This is a genomic window from Burkholderia aenigmatica, assembly GCF_048627025.1.
Classification (GTDB): domain Bacteria; phylum Pseudomonadota; class Gammaproteobacteria; order Burkholderiales; family Burkholderiaceae; genus Burkholderia; species Burkholderia aenigmatica.
Genome location: NZ_CP184468.1, coordinates 1,471,993 through 1,492,841 on the forward strand (window position 1 = coordinate 1,471,993; position 20,849 = coordinate 1,492,841).

18 protein-coding genes are annotated in these 20,849 nt (G+C 68.3%); 10 read left to right on the forward strand and 8 right to left on the reverse strand.

Annotation, left to right across the window (positions count from 1 at the left end):
* Positions 1 to 78 precede the first annotated feature (78 nt).
* Together ACN8ZM_RS06955 and ACN8ZM_RS06960 are read left to right on the forward strand one after the other, a co-directional pair.
* Positions 79 to 2,103 (forward strand): FAD-dependent oxidoreductase, encoded by a 2,025-nt coding sequence (locus ACN8ZM_RS06955; protein WP_420210837.1) that lies wholly within the window; start codon positions 79 to 81, stop codon positions 2,101 to 2,103.
* 43 nt (positions 2,104 to 2,146) lie between these two features.
* Positions 2,147 to 2,587 carry a nuclear transport factor 2 family protein gene (locus ACN8ZM_RS06960; protein WP_043182348.1) on the forward strand — a complete coding sequence of 147 codons (441 nt, stop codon included), beginning with the start codon at positions 2,147 to 2,149 and terminating at the stop codon, positions 2,585 to 2,587.
* A gap of 21 nt (positions 2,588 to 2,608) precedes the next feature.
* On the opposite strand, the gene ACN8ZM_RS06965 is transcribed toward ACN8ZM_RS06960, so the two are convergent.
* A complete protein-coding gene (locus ACN8ZM_RS06965) occupies positions 2,609 to 4,042 on the reverse strand; it encodes a PLP-dependent aminotransferase family protein (protein ID WP_420210838.1) in 1,434 nt (477 codons plus the stop codon).
* A 167-nt stretch (positions 4,043 to 4,209) separates the two neighbouring features.
* Here ACN8ZM_RS06965 and ACN8ZM_RS06970 point away from each other — a divergent pair, with 167 nt between their 5' ends.
* Entirely contained in the window at positions 4,210 to 5,370 is a 1,161-nt protein-coding gene (locus ACN8ZM_RS06970; protein WP_420210839.1) for a pyridoxal phosphate-dependent aminotransferase, read from the forward strand.
* A gap of 56 nt (positions 5,371 to 5,426) precedes the next feature.
* Positions 5,427 to 6,158, forward strand: coding sequence for a transporter substrate-binding domain-containing protein (locus tag ACN8ZM_RS06975; protein WP_420210840.1), 732 nt, complete (start codon positions 5,427 to 5,429; stop codon positions 6,156 to 6,158).
* A 48-nt stretch (positions 6,159 to 6,206) separates the two neighbouring features.
* On the opposite strand, the gene ACN8ZM_RS06980 is transcribed toward ACN8ZM_RS06975, so the two are convergent.
* The 5 genes from ACN8ZM_RS06980 to ACN8ZM_RS07000 are packed head-to-tail and all read right to left on the reverse strand — an operon-like array spanning position 6,207 to position 11,270.
* On the reverse strand, positions 6,207 to 7,283 hold the full coding sequence (locus ACN8ZM_RS06980) for an alpha/beta hydrolase family protein (RefSeq protein WP_420210841.1): 1,077 nt from the start codon (positions 7,281 to 7,283) through the stop codon (positions 6,207 to 6,209).
* Positions 7,284 to 7,296: 13 nt separating this feature from the next.
* Positions 7,297 to 8,964 (reverse strand): bifunctional 3-(3-hydroxy-phenyl)propionate/3-hydroxycinnamic acid hydroxylase, encoded by a 1,668-nt coding sequence (locus tag ACN8ZM_RS06985; protein ID WP_420210842.1) that lies wholly within the window; start codon positions 8,962 to 8,964, stop codon positions 7,297 to 7,299.
* A 50-nt stretch (positions 8,965 to 9,014) separates the two neighbouring features.
* Entirely contained in the window at positions 9,015 to 10,082 is a 1,068-nt protein-coding gene (locus ACN8ZM_RS06990; protein WP_205822282.1) for a maleylacetate reductase, read from the reverse strand.
* Positions 10,083 to 10,089: 7 nt separating this feature from the next.
* Positions 10,090 to 10,392, reverse strand: a complete 303-nt coding sequence (locus ACN8ZM_RS06995; protein ID WP_011351651.1) for a Dabb family protein — start codon at positions 10,390 to 10,392, stop codon at positions 10,090 to 10,092.
* Positions 10,389 to 11,270, reverse strand: coding sequence for an intradiol ring-cleavage dioxygenase (locus tag ACN8ZM_RS07000; RefSeq protein WP_420210843.1), 882 nt, complete (start codon positions 11,268 to 11,270; stop codon positions 10,389 to 10,391). Before ACN8ZM_RS07000 ends, ACN8ZM_RS06995 begins: the two co-directional genes overlap by 4 nt.
* Positions 11,271 to 11,388: 118 nt before the next feature.
* Between ACN8ZM_RS07000 and ACN8ZM_RS07005 the strand changes: the two genes are divergently transcribed.
* The 6 genes from ACN8ZM_RS07005 to ACN8ZM_RS07030 all read left to right on the forward strand — a co-directional run bounded on the left by ACN8ZM_RS07005 (position 11,389) and on the right by ACN8ZM_RS07030 (position 18,586).
* The gene (locus ACN8ZM_RS07005; RefSeq protein ID WP_205822280.1) at positions 11,389 to 12,312 is read left to right on the forward strand and encodes a LysR family transcriptional regulator; all 924 of its coding nucleotides are present in this window, start codon (positions 11,389 to 11,391) and stop codon (positions 12,310 to 12,312) included.
* A gap of 162 nt (positions 12,313 to 12,474) precedes the next feature.
* The gene (locus tag ACN8ZM_RS07010; RefSeq protein ID WP_420210844.1) at positions 12,475 to 13,383 is read left to right on the forward strand and encodes a SphA family protein; all 909 of its coding nucleotides are present in this window, start codon (positions 12,475 to 12,477) and stop codon (positions 13,381 to 13,383) included.
* Positions 13,384 to 13,654: 271 nt separating this feature from the next.
* The gene (locus tag ACN8ZM_RS07015) at positions 13,655 to 15,745 is read left to right on the forward strand and encodes a TonB-dependent receptor (protein WP_420210983.1); all 2,091 of its coding nucleotides are present in this window, start codon (positions 13,655 to 13,657) and stop codon (positions 15,743 to 15,745) included.
* A 29-nt stretch (positions 15,746 to 15,774) separates the two neighbouring features.
* Positions 15,775 to 16,542, forward strand: a complete 768-nt coding sequence (locus tag ACN8ZM_RS07020) for an ABC transporter ATP-binding protein (RefSeq protein WP_089450685.1) — start codon at positions 15,775 to 15,777, stop codon at positions 16,540 to 16,542.
* A complete protein-coding gene (locus ACN8ZM_RS07025) occupies positions 16,539 to 17,549 on the forward strand; it encodes an ABC transporter substrate-binding protein (RefSeq protein ID WP_420210845.1) in 1,011 nt (336 codons plus the stop codon). Before ACN8ZM_RS07020 ends, ACN8ZM_RS07025 begins: the two co-directional genes overlap by 4 nt.
* Complete coding sequence (locus tag ACN8ZM_RS07030) at positions 17,546 to 18,586, forward strand: FecCD family ABC transporter permease (RefSeq protein ID WP_420210846.1); 1,041 nt, start codon at positions 17,546 to 17,548, stop codon at positions 18,584 to 18,586. The genes ACN8ZM_RS07025 and ACN8ZM_RS07030 overlap by 4 nt, the downstream gene beginning before the upstream one ends.
* A gap of 128 nt (positions 18,587 to 18,714) precedes the next feature.
* Here ACN8ZM_RS07030 and ACN8ZM_RS07035 read toward each other — a convergent pair whose 3' ends face one another.
* Complete coding sequence (locus ACN8ZM_RS07035; protein ID WP_420210847.1) at positions 18,715 to 20,091, reverse strand: ATP-binding protein; 1,377 nt, start codon at positions 20,089 to 20,091, stop codon at positions 18,715 to 18,717.
* Positions 20,092 to 20,817, reverse strand: coding sequence for a response regulator (locus ACN8ZM_RS07040; RefSeq protein ID WP_420210848.1), 726 nt, complete (start codon positions 20,815 to 20,817; stop codon positions 20,092 to 20,094).
* Between the last annotated feature and the right edge of the window lie 32 nt (positions 20,818 to 20,849).

Genomic DNA, 20,849 nt, shown 5'->3' on the forward strand with positions numbered 1-20,849 from the left:
GTTTATGCAACGGGTTGCATAAACGAAAGTGGTGAACTACTATCTGTGCAACTTGTTGCATAAAAATGGAGACACCCCATGACACCGCGTTATCCGCATCTGACGACCCCGCTCGAACTCGGCTTCACGTCGCTCAGGAACCGGGTGCTGATGGGGTCGATGCACGTGGGTCTTGAGGAAGCGCCGAACGGCTTCGAGCGGATGGCGGCGTTCTACGCGGAGCGTGCGCGAGGCGAGGCCGGCCTGATCGTCACGGGCGGATTCGCACCGAACGAGCGGGGCCGTCCGGCGCCGGGCGGCGCGATGCTGACGACCGAAGCGGAAGCCGAGCGTCATCGTGTCGTGACGCGCGCGGTGCACGCGGAGGGCGGCAAGATCGCGCTGCAGATCCTCCATTTCGGGCGCTACGCGTATCACCCGGCGCTCGCCGCGCCGAGCGCGCTGAAGGCGCCGATCAACCCGTTCACGCCGCATGCGCTGAGCAGCGACGAAGTCGACGAGACGATCGCCGACTTCGTGCGATGCGCGGCGCTTGCGCAGCAGGCGGGTTACGACGGCGTCGAGATCATGGGGTCGGAGGGCTACCTGATCAACGAATTCATCGCTGCGCGCACGAATCATCGCGACGACGCATGGGGCGGTGCCTACGAGAACCGTATCCGGTTCCCGGTCGAGATCGTGCGGCGCGTGCGCGAGCGGGTCGGCACGAACTTCATCGTGATCTACCGGCTGTCGATGCTCGATCTCGTCGAAGGCGGCTCGACACTCGACGAGGTGATCCGGCTCGCGCAGGTGATCGAGGCGGCCGGTGCGACGATCATCAATACGGGCATCGGCTGGCACGAGGCGCGCATTCCGACCATCGCGACCAAGGTGCCGCGTGCCGCGTACGCGTGGGTCACGCGGCAGCTGATGGGCAAGGTCGGCATCCCGCTCGTCGCGACCAACCGGATCAATACGCCGGAAGTCGCCGAGCAACTGCTCGCCGATGGCTATTGCGACATGGTGTCGATGGCGCGGCCGTTTCTCGCCGACGCCGAATTCGTCCGCAAGGCGCGGGAAGGGCGCGCGGACGAAATCAACACGTGCATCGGCTGCAACCAGGCGTGCCTCGACCATACGTTCAGCGGCAGGATCACGTCGTGCCTGGTGAATCCGCGCGCGTGCCATGAAACCGAGCTCGTGATTCGCCCCGCGCCGCAGCGCAAGCGGATCGCCGTGGTCGGCGCCGGGCCGGCGGGCCTCGGCTTCGCGGTCACCGCGGCCGAGCGCGGTCATGCGGTGACGCTGTACGAAGCCGGCGCCGAGATCGGCGGCCAGTTCAATATCGCGAAGAAGGTGCCCGGCAAGGAAGAATTCAACGAGACGCTGCGGTATTTCCGCCGGCAGATCGAACTGCGTGGCGTGACGCTGCACCTCAACACGCGCGCGACCGCCGAGATGCTGTTGCAAGGCGAATTCGACGAAGTGGTGATCGCGACGGGCATCGTGCCTCGCACGCCGCCGATCGACGGCGTCGGGCATGCGAAGACGCTTGGTTACCTCGACGTATTGCGCGACGACAAGGCGGTGGGCCGCAGCGTCGCGATCGTCGGCGCCGGCGGCATCGGCTTCGACGTCGCGGAATATCTCGTCCATCGCGCAGGCGGCGAGCGGGTCGACGTGGACGGGTTCCTTGCCGAGTGGGGCGTCGACCGGTCGTATGCGAATGCAGGCGGCTTGCGCCATGCGCGGCCCGAGCCGGCGGCACGACAAGTCCATCTGCTGCAGCGCAAGGCGTCGAAGGTCGGCGACGGGCTCGGCAAGACCACCGGATGGATCCACCGCACGGGACTGAAGGCGCGCGGTGTCGGGATGTCGTCGGCGGTGACCTACCGGCGCATCGACGACGAAGGCTTCCACGTGACGATCGACGGCGTCGAGCAGACGCTGCCGGTGGACAACGTCGTGATCTGCGCGGGGCAGGAGCCGTTGCGCGAACTGGCGGTGCAACTGGAGGCCGCCGGGCGCAAGGTTCACGTGATCGGTGGCGCGCACGAAGCCGCCGAGCTCGATGCAAAGCGTGCGATTCACCAGGGCACGACGCTTGCCGCCACGCTTTGAGACTGATTCGCTTCTTTTCCGCCCGACGAGACAGGAGACTTCGATGACGAACGCACCGCAGCACCTTCAACCCGCTGTCGCGCAATCGCTCGACAAGTGGCATGCGATGATCGAACACAAGGATTTTGGCGCACTGGAATCGATCGTCCATCCGGACGCCGTGTTCCGTTCGCCGATGGCGTTCAAGCCCTACGGGCCGGCGCCCGCGCTATTGCTGGCGCTGCGCACGGTGATCACGATCCTCGAGAAGTTCACCTATCACCGCCAGTTCGTCACCGACGACGGCAAGAGCGTGGTGCTGGAGTTCAGCGCGGCCATCGGCGACAAGGCGCTGAAGGGGATCGACATGATCCGCTTCGACGACGAAGGGCGGATCGTCGAATTCGAGGTCATGATCCGGCCGTTCAATGCGCTGCAGGCGCTTGGCGCGGAAATGGGCGCGCGGCTCGCGCAGCAATTGCCGGCGTTCAAGATCGGCGGCTGAGCAGGGCGGCGGCCGCCGCGCTCAGCGCGCGAGCTCTGCTCGCGCGAGCCGGCCCAGGCACCGGACGCCGTCCTCGATGCGCTCGTTCCACACATGTCCCGCGCTCAGGCGCAGGCAATGGCGAAAGCGCCGGCTGGCGGAGAAGATGTCGCCCGGCGCAAAGCAGACGCCCTGTTCGAGCGCGGCATCGAACAGCGCGCGTGAATCGAATCGCTTCGGCAGTTCGAGCCAGAGCACGAAACCGCCGGCCGGCCGGCTCACTTTCGTGTCGGCCGGAAAGCTGGCCTCGATCGTGCGCGTCATCCGCGCCAGGTTGTCCTCGAACACGCGCCGGATGCGGCGCAAATGCGCGTCGTATGCACCGCTCGCGAGGAAGTCGGCCACCGCGACCTGCAGCAACACCGGGCCGCACAGGCTGAGTGCCAGCTTGCGTTCCATCACCTGCTGAGTGCGCGCACCCGCCGCGATCCAGCCGATCCGGTATCCCGGCGCGAGGCTCTTCGAGAACGAACTGCAGTAGATCGTATCGGCGCCGCTGTCGAGTGCGCTGAACGGCCTCGGCCGATCCCGCCCGAAGTGGATGTCGCCATACACGTCATCTTCGATCAGCGGCACCCGATGGCGCGCGAGCAGCGCAAGCAGCGCCCGTTTGTCGTCGTCGCTCATCGCGGAGCCGAGCGGATTGCCGAAGCTCGACGACAGCACGCAGGCGGCGATCGATTCCGCTTCGAGCCGCTGCGCGAGCTGGCCGACGTCGACGCCGCGCAGCGGGTCGGTCGGCAACTCCAGCGCCTTCAGTCCCAGCGCCTCCAGCGTGTGAAGCAGACCGAAGTAGGTCGGCGATTCCACCGCGATCGTATCGCCGCGCGTTGCCACGGTATTCAGCGCGAGCGTCAACGCCTCGGTGCAGCCATTCGTGACGAGGATGTCGTCGGCGGACAGCGGGTGCCCGAAGCGCATCGCACGCCGCGCGATTTCGCGGCGCAGCGCCGGTTCGCCGTAAGGCGCGCAATACACGTTGTAGCGCGTGCCATGCTGGCGCGCCGCGCGAGCGAGGGCGAGATCGAGCCGCTTCGATTGCAGCAGCGCCGGATCGGGCACCGCGCATCCGAGCGGCACGAGCGCCGAATTGGCCGCATGTTCGAGCATCGCGGCGACGGCGCCGCTGATCGACACCGTCGATGCCTTTGCGCGCGAGCGCGATGCGCTCGGCAATGCCAGCGTGCCGCCGCGTGCGGCCGCGACGTAGAAGCCCGACTGCGGCCGCGATACGAGGATGCCGCGATCTTCGAGCAGGCGGTATGCCTGCAGCGCGGTGGAGACGCTGATGCGTTGCTGTTCGCTGACGGCACGCACGGACGGTAGCCGCGTGCCGGGTGCCAGCGTACCGTTCTCGATCATGCCGACGATGAGGTCGGCCAGCTGCCTGTAGCGGAATGACGTTTGCGTTTCCATGGGACACCAGCGGCTGGGAAGTGTCCGATTATCGACCGTTCGATTAGAACGCGCCACGCATAATTGTGTCGGTCCATTCGGCAGAAAATTGTGGCTGTTATGGTTTTTGTGCGAACGCTACGATGGCGGTGTTTCGATCCATCGATCGGCCATTGCGAGGCTTGCCCATGCAGACGACCCAAGCGTATTCCAGTGAGTGGCGCGGACGATTTCCGCACAACGAAATCATCTCGCTGCTCGACGTGAACCGGACCTTCAACCTGGCGGAGAGCACGTCGCAAGACCTGACGGTCGGCGAGCTGCTGGATCTGGCCGGTGTCGAGGCGGTCCGCAACCTGAAGCTCGGCTACAGCCAGTCGGCGGGGGCTGCCGTGCTGCGCGACGCGATTGCCGATGCCTGCCATGTGCCGGCTGAACAGATCGTGACGACGCAAGGCACCGCGCTCGGCTTGTTTCTGCTGGCCTATGAAGTGTGCCGGCCCGGCGACGAGGCCGTGCTCGCGACGCCGTGCTTTCCGCCGAGCCGCGACTGCCTGGTCGGCGCCGGCGCGACGGTGCGTGAAGTGCGGCTGTCGTTCGAGAACGGCTACCGGCTGGACCTCGCGCAGTTCGACGCGCGCCTGTCGTCGAAGACGCGGCTGGTCAGCATCGCGTCCCCGCAGAATCCGGGCGGCGTGCAGGCATCGCGCGCCGAAATCGATGCATTGCTGGCGTTGATGGCGCAACGCTGTCCGGACGCGATACTGTTCATCGACGAGACCTATCGCGAAGCGACTTATGGCGATGCGGCTGTCGCAGCCAGTTTCGCGGGTGTCGATCCGCGCATCGTCACGGGTTCGTCGGTGTCGAAAGCGCTGGGCGCACCTGGTCTGCGGACGGGGTGGCTCACGGTGGCCGACGCGGGGCTTCGGGCGCGTCTGCTCGTCGCGAAGCTGAATACGGTGATCTCGGGTTCGGTGCTCGACGAGACGCTGGCCGCAACCGTGCTGCGCAACCGCGAGCACGTGCTCGCGCCTCGCCGCCGGTTGCTTGCGGGCACGCTCGATACACTGTCGGGCTGGTGCGAACGTGAAAGGCGACGTGTCGAGTGGGTGCGGCCGGACGCCGGCGCACTGTGCTGCGTGCGGTTGCGTCAGGATGCTTTCGACGAGCAGGCCGTGTCGCGCTTCTGGCAGGTATTGCCTGACCACGACGTACAGCTCGCATCAGGCACGTGGTTTGGCGAAAGCAGCCGCGTGTTCAGGCTGGGGTTCGGCTATCTTCCGCCAGAGCGTTTCCAGCCGGCGTTGTCGGCGCTGTCGCAGGCGATGGATGCAGCGGTTGCATGAATCGGGTGCCCGGCGTCCGGGCGCGGCGAACATCATTGAACGTCAGGAGTGAAACCATGAAGGTAAGGATTGCGTACATCGAGGAGCCGCCGTTCTACTGGACGGCGGAAGACGGTACCGTGACCGGTGCGGATATCGAGCTGGCCGAGGTGGTGCTGCGCGCGATCGGCGTGACGGACATCGAATATCACCCGACGTCGTTCGATGCGCTGCTGCCGGGTGTGCAGGCCGGGCGCTGGGACATGAACGTGCCGATCTTCGTGACGGCCGAACGGGCGCGGCACGTGGCGTTCAGCGTCCCGGTGTGGGCGATCGGCGACGGCTTCGTGCTGCAGGCCGGCAACCCGAAGCGGCTGACGAGCTACGCGGCCGTCGCGGCCCGCAGCGATGCGCGGCTGGGGTGCGTGACCGACCAGGTGCAGATCGATTCGGCAAAGGCGGCCGGCGTGAACGACGGCCAGATCGTCATCTTCAAGGATCAGGCCGACGCCGTGGCCGCGTTGCTGGCGGGGCAGGTCGACGCGTTCGCGAGCACCGCGATCGGGGCCCGCGCGCTCGCCGACACGGACGGGCGGCTGGCGGCCGTCTCGCACGAGCTTGGTGCGGGTGCAGCCGCGCCCGTTGGCGGATTTTCGTTCAGCAAGAACAGCGACGCGCTCGTACAGGCCGTGAATGCGAAGCTGCGCGAATATCTCGGCTCGGCCGATCATCGCGAGCGGACGGCGAAGTACGGCTTCACGCGCACGGAAATCGACGGCGTGGTGGAGAACGGCGGCGCGCAGTCGTAGTGCCGCGCGCGGTGTCGACCGTCCGCACGGTCGACACCGCCTGCGTGATCACGCCGCCGCAGCCTGCGTCAACCGTTCGACGAACCAGTCGCACACGACCGCGGTTCGCTCGGACGCGTGGTTGTAGATCGTGTGCTCGCCGTCCGGCCAGACCCTGAGCGTCGCATCGCCGGAGGTCGCCGCATCGAGAAACGGCTGCTGATCGTCGAGGCGGATCAGCGGATCTTCACCGCCGTGCAGCACCAGCAGGGGACACGCGATGCGGTCGCGTTCGGACGAGAAGCTCATCCGCGCGAAGTTCGCCGCGACCGCATCGGGATCGTCGTTGCCGAGCATCGCCGCGGCCTGTTCGACGAACGTGCGGAACGGCAGCAGTGTCGGCGCCGCGAGTGCGCCGTTCACGCAACAGGCGGCGATCCGGTGGTCGCTCGCAGCGGTCGAAGCGGCCCACAATCCGCCGATGCTGTTTCCCCAGATGCCGATCGGCCCGGGCACGCGATCGGCGACGTGATCGACGAAGCGCCGGTATGCGGCGCTCATGTCGACGTCGACGAAGATCCGCTGTTCGAGCCGCGTCTCGCCCTGGCCCGGCCCCTCGGCGAGCAATGTGGCGAGGCCGCGCGCCGCGAGCGCACGCGCGATCGGCCAGTACGCGAAGCCCCAGCCGCTCTGGCCGCCGAACACGATGACGGTGCCGCGTACGCGTTCGGTCGGCGGCCGGACCAGCCAGCCGATCAGGTGCGCATCGCCGAACGGCACTTCGACACGTTCGATGCGCTTGTCGGACCAGCGCGCGAGACCGTGCGACGCGTCGACGAGCCGCGCATAGAGCGCGCGCTTGCGCGGCACGTCGTGATTGAACGCCATCTGCGCAAACAGCAGGTTCGCGATGGCCATCGCTTGCGCGTCGGCAGCCGTGACCAGGTGGCCGGCATCGGCGGCCTGGGTGGCGCGCGCGAGCTGCGCGTCGGCCAGCGCTTCGGCCGCGACATCCCAGGGTTCGCCTGCCGACGTGCGCGCGTGCAGCGCCATGGCGTCGGCATAGTCCATCCCGCAGTCGAGCAAGCGCGTGACGGGCATCGCGCGTTGCAGGGACAGCGCGAACGGTGACAGTTCGGTCGTCATGCGTACGTCTCCATTACGATGCGTGGGGGACGGCCGCCGAGGCTGCCGAAGCGGCGGTCGGCTCGCTCGACGCGGTGGACCCGTGCAGCTTGTCGCGGAGCGAATCGACGAGCGCGCCGAGGTCGCGCAGGTCGGCCACCGAACCGAACACGATGAAATCCGGCCGCGCGACATACGCGCCGATCCCGTGCGCCTGCATGAACGCGTGCTGGTCGCCGTCGAGATCGACCACGGCATCCGGTGCGCTCACGTCGTCGGACAGCACGGCCACGCGACAGCCGAGCTGCGCGAGGAACGCGCGCTGTGCGTCGTCGAGGTAGCGGGAAGGGTGTTCGCGCGCGACGAGCTGGAATCCCCGGCCGACCACGTCGTCGAAACGGCCTTCGGCTGCGCCGCGGCGAACGCGCCCTTGCGGTGCGGGCGCGCCGGTCGTCGGCAGGCGCGTGCCGTCGGCTTCGTCGTGCACGATGCCGTGCTCGATCTTCGGGAACGGCGGCATCGGCGGCATGTTGCCGGCGCGGAACGCCGCGTCGCGCTCGGCGACCTTGCGCGGATCGTCCTCGTTGACGACCTGCCCGAGAAACAGCGACATCTGCGTGATGGCGGTCACGTGCGGGCGGCGCTCGGCTTCAAAGGTGTCGAGCAGGTCGGCGGAGGCGCGCCCGGTCAGCACCAGGTCGAGCTTCCACGCGAGGTTGATGCCGTCGCGCATGCCGGAGCACGCGCCTTGTCCCATGTACGGCATCATCGTGTGCGCCGCATCGCCCGCGAGCAGCACGCGGCCGGCGCGCCAGCGTTCGGCCATGCGCGTCTCGAACGTGTAGACGACGTGACGCAGCAGCGTCAGGTCGTCCGGGCCGTAGCCGTAGTGGTCGTTGAGCCACTTCCAGCCGGCTGCTTCCGTTTCCCATTCGGCGGTCGATTCGTCCGGCAGCACGCGCAGCTCGAAGCGCGTGCGCTTCGTGCCGATCGGCATGTGCATGTAGGCGCGCGCCGGATCGCAGTAGATCGTCGTGCGCGCGCAGCCGTCGCCCAGGTCGCGCTTGTTCTCCGAATCGAGATTGAGCCAGCGCTCGTTGTAGCCGAAATCCGAGCGCTCGAGGCCGAGCGTGCGGCGCACGAAGCTGTTCGCGCCGTCGGCGCCGATCACGTAGCGGGCGCGAATCGCGCGCGGCTTGCCGGTCCATTGCGCGTCCTGGCTGCCGCGCGCCGGATGCGCGGTCAGCGTCACGCCGTCGTCGTCCTGCTGCAGCGTGTCGACTTCCCAGCCACGCACGATCGTCACGTTCCTGAAGGTGCTGGCGCGCGCGTCGATCGCATCCTCGATGTCGGGCTGGTAGATCGAGATGTGTGCGGGATAGCCGCATGCGCGGCCGGTCCAGTTCAGTTCGAGCAGCAGGTCGCCGTTCGCGTCGCAGTAATGGTACGTGTCGACGGCCTTCGCGTTGCGCAATGCGTGATCGACGTCGGCGCTGGCCTGCACGATGCGCGCGGTTTCGCCGTCGATGTGCGTGAGGCGCGGCAGGCCGTAGGGTGTCGGCCAGCGTTCGAGCACGATCACGCGATGGCCGGCGCGGCCCAGCATCGATGCGGCGACGAGGCCGGTCGGGCCGTAGCCGACGATGGCGACGTCACAGTGTTCGACGGTGCTGTCACCGTGCGCGCTCGATTCGGTATTCATTCGGGGTGTCTCCATGACGGGGTCGTTTGTTGGTTTGTCGCGTATTCGGCTCAGCGCGCGGTCGAGCCGGGCAGGTTGCCGTCGAATGCGTCCTGCAGCAGCGCGCGCAGGCCGTCGCGTTCGATCGGGCGCGGGTTCCAGTACGGATTGGCGGCCGCGAGATCGGCGGCGCGATCGAGATCGGCTTCCTGCATGCCGATTGCCTTCAACGAGACCGGCGCGCCATTGTCGAGCGCCAGTGCGTAGAGGCCGCGCGCCGCGTCGTTCGTGCCGATCGCGCGGGCGATCCGCTGCATCGCGTCCGGCGCGTGCGCGGCGTTGTACGCGAGCGCATGCGGCAGCACGACCGTGTGGGTCGGCGCGTGCGGCAGGTTGAAGCTGCCGCCGAGCGTGTGACAGAGCTTGTGGTGCAGCGCCATGCCGACGTTGCCGAGCACCATGCCGCACAGCCACGCACCGTAGAGCGCGTCGCTGCGAGCGCCGAGGTCGGCGGGGTCGCGCCGTACGCCGGGCAGGCCGCGCGCCAGTGCGCGAATGCCTTCTTCGGCGACGAGGCTCATCACCGGATTCGCGTTGTTCGCGTAGAGGCCTTCCGCCGCATGCGCGATCGCATTGAGACCGCTCGTCACGGACAGCTCGACGGGCAGCGTGACGGTGAGCGCGGGATCGTAGATCACCGTCTTCGGCAACACGCGTGCGTCGGAGCCCGTGCGCTTGAGGCCGCCTTCGGTCAGGCCGTAGATCGGCGTCATTTCGCTGCCGGCGTAGGTCGTCGGGATCGCGAGGATCGGCAGGCTGCTTTCGAGCGCGATCGCCTTGCCGAGGCCGATCGTCGAGCCGCCGCCGATCGCGATCGCGCAATCCGCGTCGCACGACCTGGCAAACGCCTGCGCATCGCGGGCGATTTCGATCGGCACGTGCATCGTCGCGCGATCGTACAGCCCGGCCGCGCGCGCACCGAGCCGCTCGACGATGCGTTGCGCGAGGTCGCGCTGTTCCGGCGTGCAGAGCACGATTGCGCGTTGCGCGCCCAGTTCCAGCACTTCGCGTTCGAGATGATCGAGGCTGCCCGCGCCGAAGATCACGCGGGCGGGGCGTGCCTGATAGATGAAGTTCATGTCGTCGTCACTCCGTTGCGTAGTCGACCTGATGGCGCGCGATGCGCAGGCCCGTCAGTGCGTCGCGTACGCGTGTGTGTTCAGGATGCGTCGCGTAAGCGTCGAGTGCTTCACGCGACTCGAATTCAGCGACGAGAATCAGGTCGCACGCGTAATCGGCCGCGCTGAAATCCGCGCCGACCTCGAGGTGCGTCATGCCCGGAATCCGGCCACGCAGGCTTTCGAAGGCGGTCTTGACGGTGGTGCGTGCCACCGCGCGCTCGGGTTCGGTCGCGCCGGCGACGTTCCACATCACGACGTGGCGGATCATGCGGCGCGCTCCGCGGGATTGAGCACGAAGTCGTAGTCGAGCGTGTAGAACGGCGTGTCCATGCGCGATCCATCCGGCGCGAGGCCGGGCGCGTGCCGGACCCAGTCGGCGACGAGCGTCGAGCGCACGCCGAATACCGCATCGGAGTCGAGATAGCGGTCGCCGTCGCGGAACACGTGCGTGATCAGCGTTTCATAGCCGCGTGCCTCGATCATGAAATGCAGGTGCGCGGGGCGCCACGGATGACGGCCGAGCGCATCGAGCATCGCGCCGACGGGGCCGTCGTGCGGAATCGGATACGGCTCGGCGAGGATCGAGCGGAATGCGTAGCGGCCATCGGCGCCGGTGCGCAGCCGGCCACGCGCGCGGTGCGTGACCGAGCCGTCGTCGGCCGGAAGTTGCACGTCGTAGTGCCCGTCCTCGTCGGCCTGCCAGACTTCCAGTGAGGCGTGCGCGATCGGCATGCCGTCGATGCCGCGCACATGGCCCGACACGAAGCAGGGCTCGCCGCATGCGCCGTTCGCGATGTCGTCGAACATCCCGAAGTCGCGGCTGCCTTCGACGTAGAACGGACCGAATACGGTGGCTTCCGTGCAGCCGGCCGGCTTCGCATGGTTCTGCGCGGTGACGAGGGTCGACAGCCCGAGCACGTCGGACAGCAGGATGAACTCCTGGCGCGTGTCGTCGGTGATGTGGCCGACGGCGGTCAGGAAGCCGACCGCGGTTTGCCATTCGGCCTCGGTGAGCTTCGTCTCCCGCGCAAACGAATGCAGGTGCTGGACGAGACTGGTCATGACCGTGCGCAACCGCTCGTCGCGACAGCCGCCCAGCGACGCGATCACGGCCTGCGTGATGGTGTCTTCGTTGAGATTGCGCATTGGGGTTGTCTCCTGATGTCGTTGGATGGCGCGTTGACGTAACATTAATTCCTCCTTGGATCGTAAAAAAGATGGTTTGGAGGAGTTTTGTTCTCCGCCAGGTGGAAGAATTGAACGCATGGACAAGTGGACGCAGATCGAATTTTTCGTGCAGGTCGCCGAGCTGGGCAGCCTGTCGAAGGCCGCCGAGCGGCTCGGCATGTCGAGCGCGGCGGCGAGCCGCTGCCTGAACGCGCTGGAGGAGCGGCTGGGCGCGCGGCTGGTCGAGCGCACCACGCGCCGCCTGTGGCTGACCGACGCGGGGCACGAGTACCACCGGCGTTGCGTCGCGATCCTGACGGAACTGTCGGAGGCCGATGCGGCGGTCAATGAAGCGAGCGTCAATCCGGCCGGCACGCTGCGCGTGACCGCGTCCGTCTCGTTTGCGTCGATCTATATCGCGCCCGCATTGCCCGAGTTTCACCGGCGCTACCCGAACCTGAACGTGCAGATCGTCGCGGCGAACCGCTACCCGGATTTCATCGAGGCCGGCATCGACGTGGCGATTCGCACGCGCGAGCATGAAGCGGATTCGGGCATCACGGTGCGCAAGCTCGCCGAGACGCGGCGCGTGCTGGCCGCGTCGCCCGGGTATCTGGCGAAGCACGGTGCGCCGACGACGCCCGATGCGCTGTGCGACCACCGGCTGCTGGTCTACAACCTCGCGAACGATCCGTACGTCCTGCATTTCCGTCACGGCGCGCGGAAGCAGTCGGTCACGATCAAGAGCGTGCTCGATGCGAACGAAGGGCAGGTGATCCGCGCCGCGGCGCTTGCGGGCCTCGGCATCCTGATCCAGCCGCTCTACATCATTCACGACGATATCGTCGCGGGAAAGCTGGTGCCGGTGCTCACCGACTGGCAACTGCCGGCACTCACCGTCAACATCGCGTACCAGAGCCGCCGTCACCAGCCGGCGAAGATCCGCGTCTTCACCGAGTTCCTGATCGAGCGTTTCGAACGCCTCGGGCTCGCGCGCAAGTGGAAGGAAGTCGGCCGCTGATCGCAGGCCGGCGCTGCGCCGTCGCGCATTTCTCCGTGTGACGGAGAACTGTTCTCCCGAACGTCGTCTTTTTCGCCGCTGTCGTGCGCTTTACATTGCGTCTCCCCGGGCCTGCGATGCCCGGCTTGCGATGACACGATAACAATCCGGTCTGGAGACGACATGAAATTCGCATTGCGACGGGTGCCGTTGGCACTCCTGATCGCCGGGGCCATTCAGGCCCCGGCGTCGGCCACGGAGAACGGGCAGATCAGCTATCCGTTCGGCGTCAACACGGTACTGAACGGGATGCTCCCGCCGCCCGGCAACACGCAGTACTTCAACTACGCGCTGTACTCGGCATCGAACCGGTTTGCCGGGCCGGACGGCGGCAGCGCGGTGCCGGGGTTCCACCTGAGCGTCGTCGCGCAAACGCCGCGCGTGGTCCACACCTGGGGCGCGACCTTCGGGCCGTTTTCGCTGTCGAGCAGCGCGATCGTGCCGATCGTGCACCTGCATCTGTCGACGCCGGGCGGCAGCGGAAACCGCACATCGCTCGGCGACGTGATCCTCGAGCCGTTCATGATCAACTATGCGAATGCATCGAAGACGTTCTTCGCGTTCTTTTCGCCGTCGTTCGCGGTGCCGACCGGCGCGTATGCGGCGAACCGGATCGCGAACACGGGGCTGAACACGTATGCGTTCCTGCCGTACGTCAGCACGACCTGGTTTCCGGGCCGCGACTGGGAGATCTCGACGACCACGCTGCTGGAGCTGAATTCGCCGAACCATGCGACGCACTACCACTCGGGTGCGGTCGCCGTGCTCGACTACCTGGTCGGCTATTCGCTCGACCGGCGCGTGCAGCTCGGCGTGCAGGGCACGTTCCTGAAGCAGTTCACCGACGATACGCAGGACGGCATCAAGGTCGCGTCGGATGGCTTTCGCGGGCAGTCGGTCGCGATCGGCCCGCAACTGCGGGTCATGTGGGGGCCGGCGTCGGGCGTGGTCGTGAAATACCAGCACGAGTTCGCGGTGCGCAACCGGCCGCAGGGCGACAAGCTGTGGGTGCAGTTCAGTTTCCCGTTGTAGACGCGGCGCGCGTCGCCCGTCGGCAGGGCGCCCGGCACAACCTGACAAATTCCTGACGAATCGGGTTGATATTTTGTATCATCTGACGTTTTGCGTCGCCGGCCGCCCGGGCTACCCGGTGCGGCCGCGTGCGACGACGCCAGACGAAGATCGATACGACGTGACGAACACCAGATACCACCCGGCGCGCGGGGAGCGGCACGCTGCCGCGCCGCGCCGGCCCACCCGCGCGTGGCGCGCACGCGGCTGCACGACCTTGCTGGGTTGCGCGATGGCGACCTCCGGCGCGTTGGCCGCCGAAGCCGCCGCACCCGCACCGGACGAGCGGCATGCGCTGCCGGCGATCAACGTCAGCGCGCAGTCCGCACCGGCCGACCCGCTGACGCAACCGCTCGAAACGGGCTCGCGGCTCGGGCTCGCGAGCCTCGACACGCCCGCGAGCGTCGAGACGGTCACGGCCGACACAATCGACGCGCGCGGCGATCGCACGGTGCTGGACGCGGTGACGCGCACTGCAGGGTTCGCGAGCGCGATGGCGCCCGGCACCGGCGGTACCGCATTGAGCGTGCGCGGCTTCGGCGGGCAGGAATCGGTGATGACGCTGCTCGACGGCGTGCGGCTGATGCCGGCAGCCGACACGATCACGTTCCCGTTCGATACGTGGTCGGTCGAGCGCATCGAAGTGCTGCGCGGCCCGGCGTCGGTGCTGTACGGCGAAGGGGCGATCGGCGGTGTCGTCAACGTGGTGCCGAAGCGGCCGCAGCGCACGCGCGAGACGACGCTGCAGGTCGGTGTCGGCCTCGACGGCGCGAAGCGCGCTGCGTTCGACACGACGGGCGCGCTCGGCCCGCGGCTGTCGTACCGCTTCTATGCGAGCGATGCACGCGCGAACGGCCTCGCCGAGCGGGCCGATACGCATACGACGGCTGTCGGCGGCGCGCTGAAATTCGACGTGAGCCCGAAGCTCACGCTGACGCTCGACTTCGACTACGGCCGCCAGATGCCGGCGACCTACTACGGCGTGCCCGCGCCGAACGGCGTGCTCGATCCGACGCTGCGCAAGCTCAACTACAACGTCGGCGACGCGACGATTTCCTACTACGACCAGTGGACGCGCCTGTCGGCCAGCTACCGGCCGACGGCCGGCGTGACGATCGACAACCAGCTCTACTACCTGACGTCGAACCGTCACTGGCGCAATGCGGAATCGTATGCACTCGATGCCGCGACGGGTCTCGTCACACGCAGCGACTATCTCGACATCGGCCACCACCAGCGGCAGGTCGGCGATCGGCTGAGCGCACGCTTCGACGGCACGCTGTTCGGCCGTGCGAACCGCTTCGTCGTCGGCACGGAATTCAGCCAGATCACGTTCAGCGGCACCAACAATGCGCCGTACGGCGGCGAATCGACGGTGCCCGCGCACGGCTTCGATCCCGGCGTGTTCACGAGTCCCGACCCGACGGTGCCGCAGTTCAGCTCGCGGGCGCGGCAGGTCGCGGTGTTCGCCGAGAACCGGCTCGAAGTGCTGCCGCGGCTCGCGTGGGTGAGCGGCCTGCGCTACGACCACATCGCGTTCAACCGCGAGCAGGCGGCGACCGGCGCGGGCTTCGACAAGCGCTTCGCGAACGTCGGCTGGCGCACGGGCTTCGTGTTCGAAGTCGCGCCGACACTCAGCGCGTATGCGCAGTACACGACGGGCGCGGAGGGGCTCGGCTCGCTCGTGACGCTGTCCGCGTCGCAGGCGAACTACCGGCTCGCGACCGGCGAACAGTGGGAAGCCGGCGTCAAGCAGACGTTGCTCGACGGCCGCGCGTACTGGACGTTCGCGGTGTACGACATCACGAAGCGCAACCTGCTCAGCACCGATCCGCTCAATCCCGCGCTGCGCCAGCAGGTCGGCCGGCAATCGTCGCGCGGCATCGAGCTGACGGGCGGTGCGCGGCTGCCGCATGGCTGGACGGTCGATGCGAACGTCGCGCTGCTGCGCGCGCGTTACGACGCGTTCAACCAGAAGGTCGGCGGCACGACGGTGTCGCGCGCCGGCAATGCGCCGGCCAACGTGCCGCAGCAGACGGCGAACCTGTGGCTCGGCTGGGCGTTTGCCGAGCGCTGGCAGGCGAATGCGGGCGTGCGTTACGTCGGCGCGACGTATGGCGACGACGCGAACCGCGTGCAGGTGCCGTCGTACACGGTGTTCGATGCGTCGCTGCGCTGGCAGCCGACGTCGCGTACCGAGCTGGCGCTGTACTTGCGCAATCTCGCGAACCGCACGTATGCGGTGACGACGTCGAACGGCGGCGAGCAATGGCTGCTCGGCCCGTCGCGCTCGGCGGAGCTCGTCGCGACGATGCGCTTCTAGTGCGGCGCGGCGAGCTTCCCGTGGCGCACATGCTCGACATTGAACGCGTGAGCTGGTCTCCCGGCGGCGCGATCAGCGTGCTCGATTCGGTGACGCTGAGCGTGGCCGAAGGCGAGTTCGTCGGGCTGGTCGGCCCGAACGGCAGCGGCAAGACGAGCCTGCTGCGCTGCGTGTTCCGTTACGCACGGCCCGATGCCGGCCGTGTCGCGCTCGACGCGCAGGACGTGTGGCGCATGCGGCCGCGCGCGGTCGCGCAACGCATCGCGGTGCTGCAGCAGGAGACGCCGGACGATTTCGGGCTGACGGTCGACGAACTGGTCGGCATGGGGCGCACGCCGCACCTGCGGCCGTTCGATGCGGAGTCGGCGGACGATCGCCGGATCGTCGAATCCGCACTGCACGACGTCGGCCTCGTCGAGCGCCGTGCGCAACGCTTCGCGTCGCTGTCGGGCGGCGAGAAGCAGCGCGCGCTGCTGGCCCGCGCGCTCGCGCAGCAGCCTGAATTGCTGCTGCTCGACGAGCCGACCAACCACCTCGACCTGCGCCATCAGCTCGAACTGCTCGCGCGCGTGCGGCGCCTCGGCATCGCGACGCTCGCCACGATTCACGACCTCAATCTCGCGGCCGCGTATTGCGACCGGCTCCACGTGCTCGCGCACGGCCGGATCGTCGCATCGGGCACGCCGGCCGACGTGCTGACCGAAGCGCTGCTGCGCGACGTGTTCGGCGTCGCCGCGCTCGTCGATCGCCATCCCGTCACGGGCCGGCCGCGCATCACGCCGCTTCATCCGGAATGACCGCCATGCCGTTTCCTGCCTTGTTCTCCGCCTTGTCGTTGTCGTCCGTATCCCGCCGGCTGGTTGCCGCGACCGTGCTCGGCTGCGCGGCCGCTCAGGCGGGGGCCTATCCCGTCACCGTGCGCAGTTGCGATCGCGACGTGACGTTCGAGCGCGCGCCGACGCGCGCGGTGAGCAACGACGTGAACCTGACCGAGATGATGCTCGTGCTCGGCCTGAAGGACCGGCTCGTCGGCTACACCGGCATCGGCGGCTGGAAGACGGGCACCGCGCGCGTGCGCGACGCGCTGCGCGGTGTGCCCGAACTGGCGAGCCAGTATCCGTCGCTCGAGGTGCTGGCGGCCGCGCGCGCCGACTTCTATCTCGCGGGCTGGAACTACGGGATGCATGTCGGCGGCCCGGTGACGCCGGCGACGCTTGCCCCGTTCGGCATCCGCACGTACGAGCTGACCGAATCGTGTTCGCATGTGATGAAGCAGGCGGCCGCGTCGTTCGACGACGTGTTCCGCGACCTGAACAATCTCGGCCGGATCTTCGGCGTCGACGCGCGCGCCGCGCAGGTCGTCGCCGCGATGCGTGCGCGTCTCGCGGCGGTGTCGCGTGCGATCGGGCATCCGGAGCCGCTGCGCGTGTTCGTCTACGACAGCGGCACCGACAAGCCGATGACGACCGGCGGGCTCGCGATGCCGACCGCGCTGCTGGCGGCGGCCGGGGCACGCAACGTGATGGCCGATCTGCCGCGCAGCTGGACGCAGGTGAGCTGGGAAAGCGTGGTCGCGCGCGATCCGCAGGTGATCGTGATCGTCGATTATTCGGCCGTGACGGCGGCGCAGAAGCAGCAGTTCCTGCTGAGCCAGCCGTCGCTCGCGCGCGTGGCCGCGATCCGCGACCGGCGCTTCATCGTGATTCCGTACGATGCGGCGACGCCGGGCCCCGAGAACGTCGCGGCCGTCGAGACGCTGGCGCGCGCGCTGTATCCGGCCGCGTTCGCGGGGCCGGCGCGATGAGCGTGCCCGTGCGTGCGTCGCGGCCCGGCATGCGTGTGGTGTTGCCGGTGCTGGCGCTGCTGCTGGTCGTGTCGATCGTCGCGTCGGCCGCGTTCGGGCCGGCGCCGATCGCGATGCCGGCCGCGGTGCGGATTGTCGCCACGCACATCGTGTCGGCGTTCGGCGAGGCCGGCGCGTTCGCGGCGGGGGCGGGCGACGACAGCATCGTCTGGCTGATCCGGATGCCGCGCGCGCTGCTGGCCGCGATCGTCGGCGCAACGCTGGCCGCCGTCGGCGTCGCGCTGCAGGCGGCGACCGCGAACCGCCTGGCCGATCCGCACCTGCTCGGCGTGAGCGCGGGCGCGATGCTCGGCGCCGTCGCGGTCACTGTGATGGCCGGTGCGGCATTCGGCCCGTTCACGCTGTCGGCCGCGGCCTTCGCGGGGGCACTCGCAGCGACCGCCTGCGTCGTTGCGCTCGCTTACCGGCGCGGCCGGCTCGAATCGGACCGGCTGCTGCTCGCGGGCGTATCGGTGTCGTTCATGATGGCCGCGTTCGGCAACCTGCTGCTGTATCTCGGCGACCAGCGCGCCGCATCGTCGGTGCTGTTCTGGATGCTCGGCGGCGTCGGGCTCGCGCGCTGGGATCTGCTGCCGGTGCCGGCCGTGTGCGCGGTGCTCGCCGGCGGCGCGTTGTACGCGCGCCGGCGCGAACTGAATGCGCTGATGTCGGGCGATGTTGCCGCGGCCGCGCTCGGGGTGCCGAGCGCGCGGATGCGGCGCGAGGTCTTCGTCGTCGCGTCGTTCGCGACGGGGGCGATGGTGGCGGTGAGCGGCGCGATCGGCTTCGTCGGGCTCGTGACGCCGCATCTGTGCCGGCGCGTCGTCGGCGCCGAGCACGGCAGGCTGCTGCCGGTGGCCGCGCTGACCGGCGCGATCCTGCTCGTCTGGGCCGATGTGGCCGCGCGTACGCTCGCGGCGCCGGAGGATCTGCCGATCGGGATCGTGACCGCGATGTTCGGCAGCCTGTTCTTCGTCGCGTTGCTGCGGCGCCGCTGAGCGGCGTTGCTCACACCGGCGGCAGGCGGCCGGACAGTCGAGCGGTCAGGCGAGCGGTCAGTCGAGCGGACAGTCGAGCGGACAGTCGAGCGGTCAGGCGAGGGCAGCGAGGGCGCCTGCCGCGCGCGTCATTGCCGCGGGATGGCCATGCCCGCGCTGCCGCCGAATGCGTCGGCGTGGGCGAGGGCGCCCGGCATGTCGAACAGATTGTCGGGCACCGTTCGCGCGGGCAGCGTGATCACGAAGCGTGCGCCGCCGAGCGGCGAATCCTCGAGCCGCACGTCGCCGCCGTGTACTTGTGCGACCCGCCGCACGATCGCGAGCCCGAGCCCGAAGCCGCCGGTCTGCCGGTCGCGGCTGGAGTCGAGCCGCTGGAACGGTTCGAACACGCGGGCGCGTTCGGCGGCCGGAATGCCGGGGCCATCGTCGTCGACACTCAGCACGAGCGCGCCGGACGCGTCGCTCTCGGCGGCGAGCAGCACCTTGCGCGACGCGTAGCGCGCGCCGTTGCGGATCAGGTTCAGCAATGCGCGGGCGACCAGCTTCGGGTCGCACACGTGGGCGGCGGGTGCACCGAGCGTCGACACATCGAGCGCGATGCCGCGATCGGCGATGTCGTTCGCGACGTTGCCGGCGACGCTGTCGATCAGCGCATCGACGACGACTTCCATCGGCGCGAGCTGGCTCGCGCCCTGTTCGAGCCGGCCGATCGTCAGCAGCTCGGTGACGAGCTCGTCGAGTTCGCGCACGTCGCGCCGCAGCGCGTCGCGGCGTTCGCGCATCCGTCCCGTTTCGTCAGGCTCGGCAAGCAGCGCGAGCCCGAATTCGAGCCGCGCGAGCGGCGTCTTCAGTTCGTGCGAGATGCCGTGCATCATTTCGCGCTGCTGCTTGATCGATGCCTCGATGCGCTCGGCCATGTCGTTGAACTGCTGCGACAGTTCGTAGATGTTCGACTTGCCCGACAACTTCACACGTGTCGACAGCGTGCCGGCGCCGAATGCGCGTGCGGCGTCCTGCAGCTTGCGCAGGTCGCGCCAGTGATAGTGAATCCACAGCACTACCGCGAACAGCGTGCCGAGCGCGAGCAGCAGGTACGCATAGATCCGGATGTCGAGATCGGACGCTTCGATCGGCCGCGCATGCAGGACCGACCCATCCGCGAGCGGCATGTAGTAATCCTTGCCGTTATAGCTGATCGCAATTCGGCCGGCATTGAGATCGCGCAGCGGCGCGCCGCTCAATTGCGCACGGGCGGCGGTCATCGACAGGAAGCCGAACCCTTCGTTGCCGTGTTTCGCGAGCTCGCGCAACGCAAGCTCGCGCTGTGCGCCCGGATGGCGTTCGAGGTAGTCGTTGAGCACGAACGCATAAGTTGTCAACGAGTCGCGCTGCGCCTGCGCGCTGCGATCGTAGAAGATCCGGTCGAACGACAGCTGGATGAACAGGATCGACGCGGCGACGAACAGGATCACGACGAGGTACAGCCGAATCAACGGGCGGAGCATTTATTCGTCCCACGCAGAAGGGCTGAACAGGTAGCCGCGGCCCCAGATCGTCTTGATCTTGTGCGGCTCCGACGACGCATCCTCGAAGCGGCGGCGCAGCTTCGAGATGCCGGAATCGACCGAGCGGTCGAGCCCGTCGAACTCGATCCCGCGCAGCTGCTTCAGGATGTCGTCGCGGCTCAGCACGGTGCCGGCCGCGCGCGCAAGGATCAGCAGCAGGTTGAATTCGGCGGTTTTCAGGTCGACCGGATCGCCGCGCCATGTGACGGTGCGGTTCGGCGGCGAGATCGCCAGCTCGCCGAACACGAGCGCTTCGGGCGCGGCCACGAGTGCTTCGGCGGCGGCCGGCTGCGCGCGGCGCAGCAGTGCGCGGGCGCGTGCGACCAGCACGCGCGGCTCGATCGGCTTCGTCACGTAGTCGTCGGCGCCCGTCTCGAGGCCCGCGACCTGGTCGTAGACGTCCGCGCGCGCGGTCAGGATCAGCACGGGAACGTTGGTGAACGCGCGGATGCGCCGGCAGACCTCCATCCCGTCGAGGTTCGGCAGCATCAGGTCGAGTATCACGAGGGCGGGCTGGTGCTCGCGCACCGCCGCGACGGCGAGGTCGCCGCGCCGGACGACCGTCACCGCGAATTCATAGCCGTCGAGGTATTCGCGGACGAGCTGCGCAAGGCGGTCGTCGTCCTCGATCAGCAGTACGCGGTATTTGAGCGGATCTTCGTTCATGGTCTCCTCAGGATGCACGCGCCACTTCACAT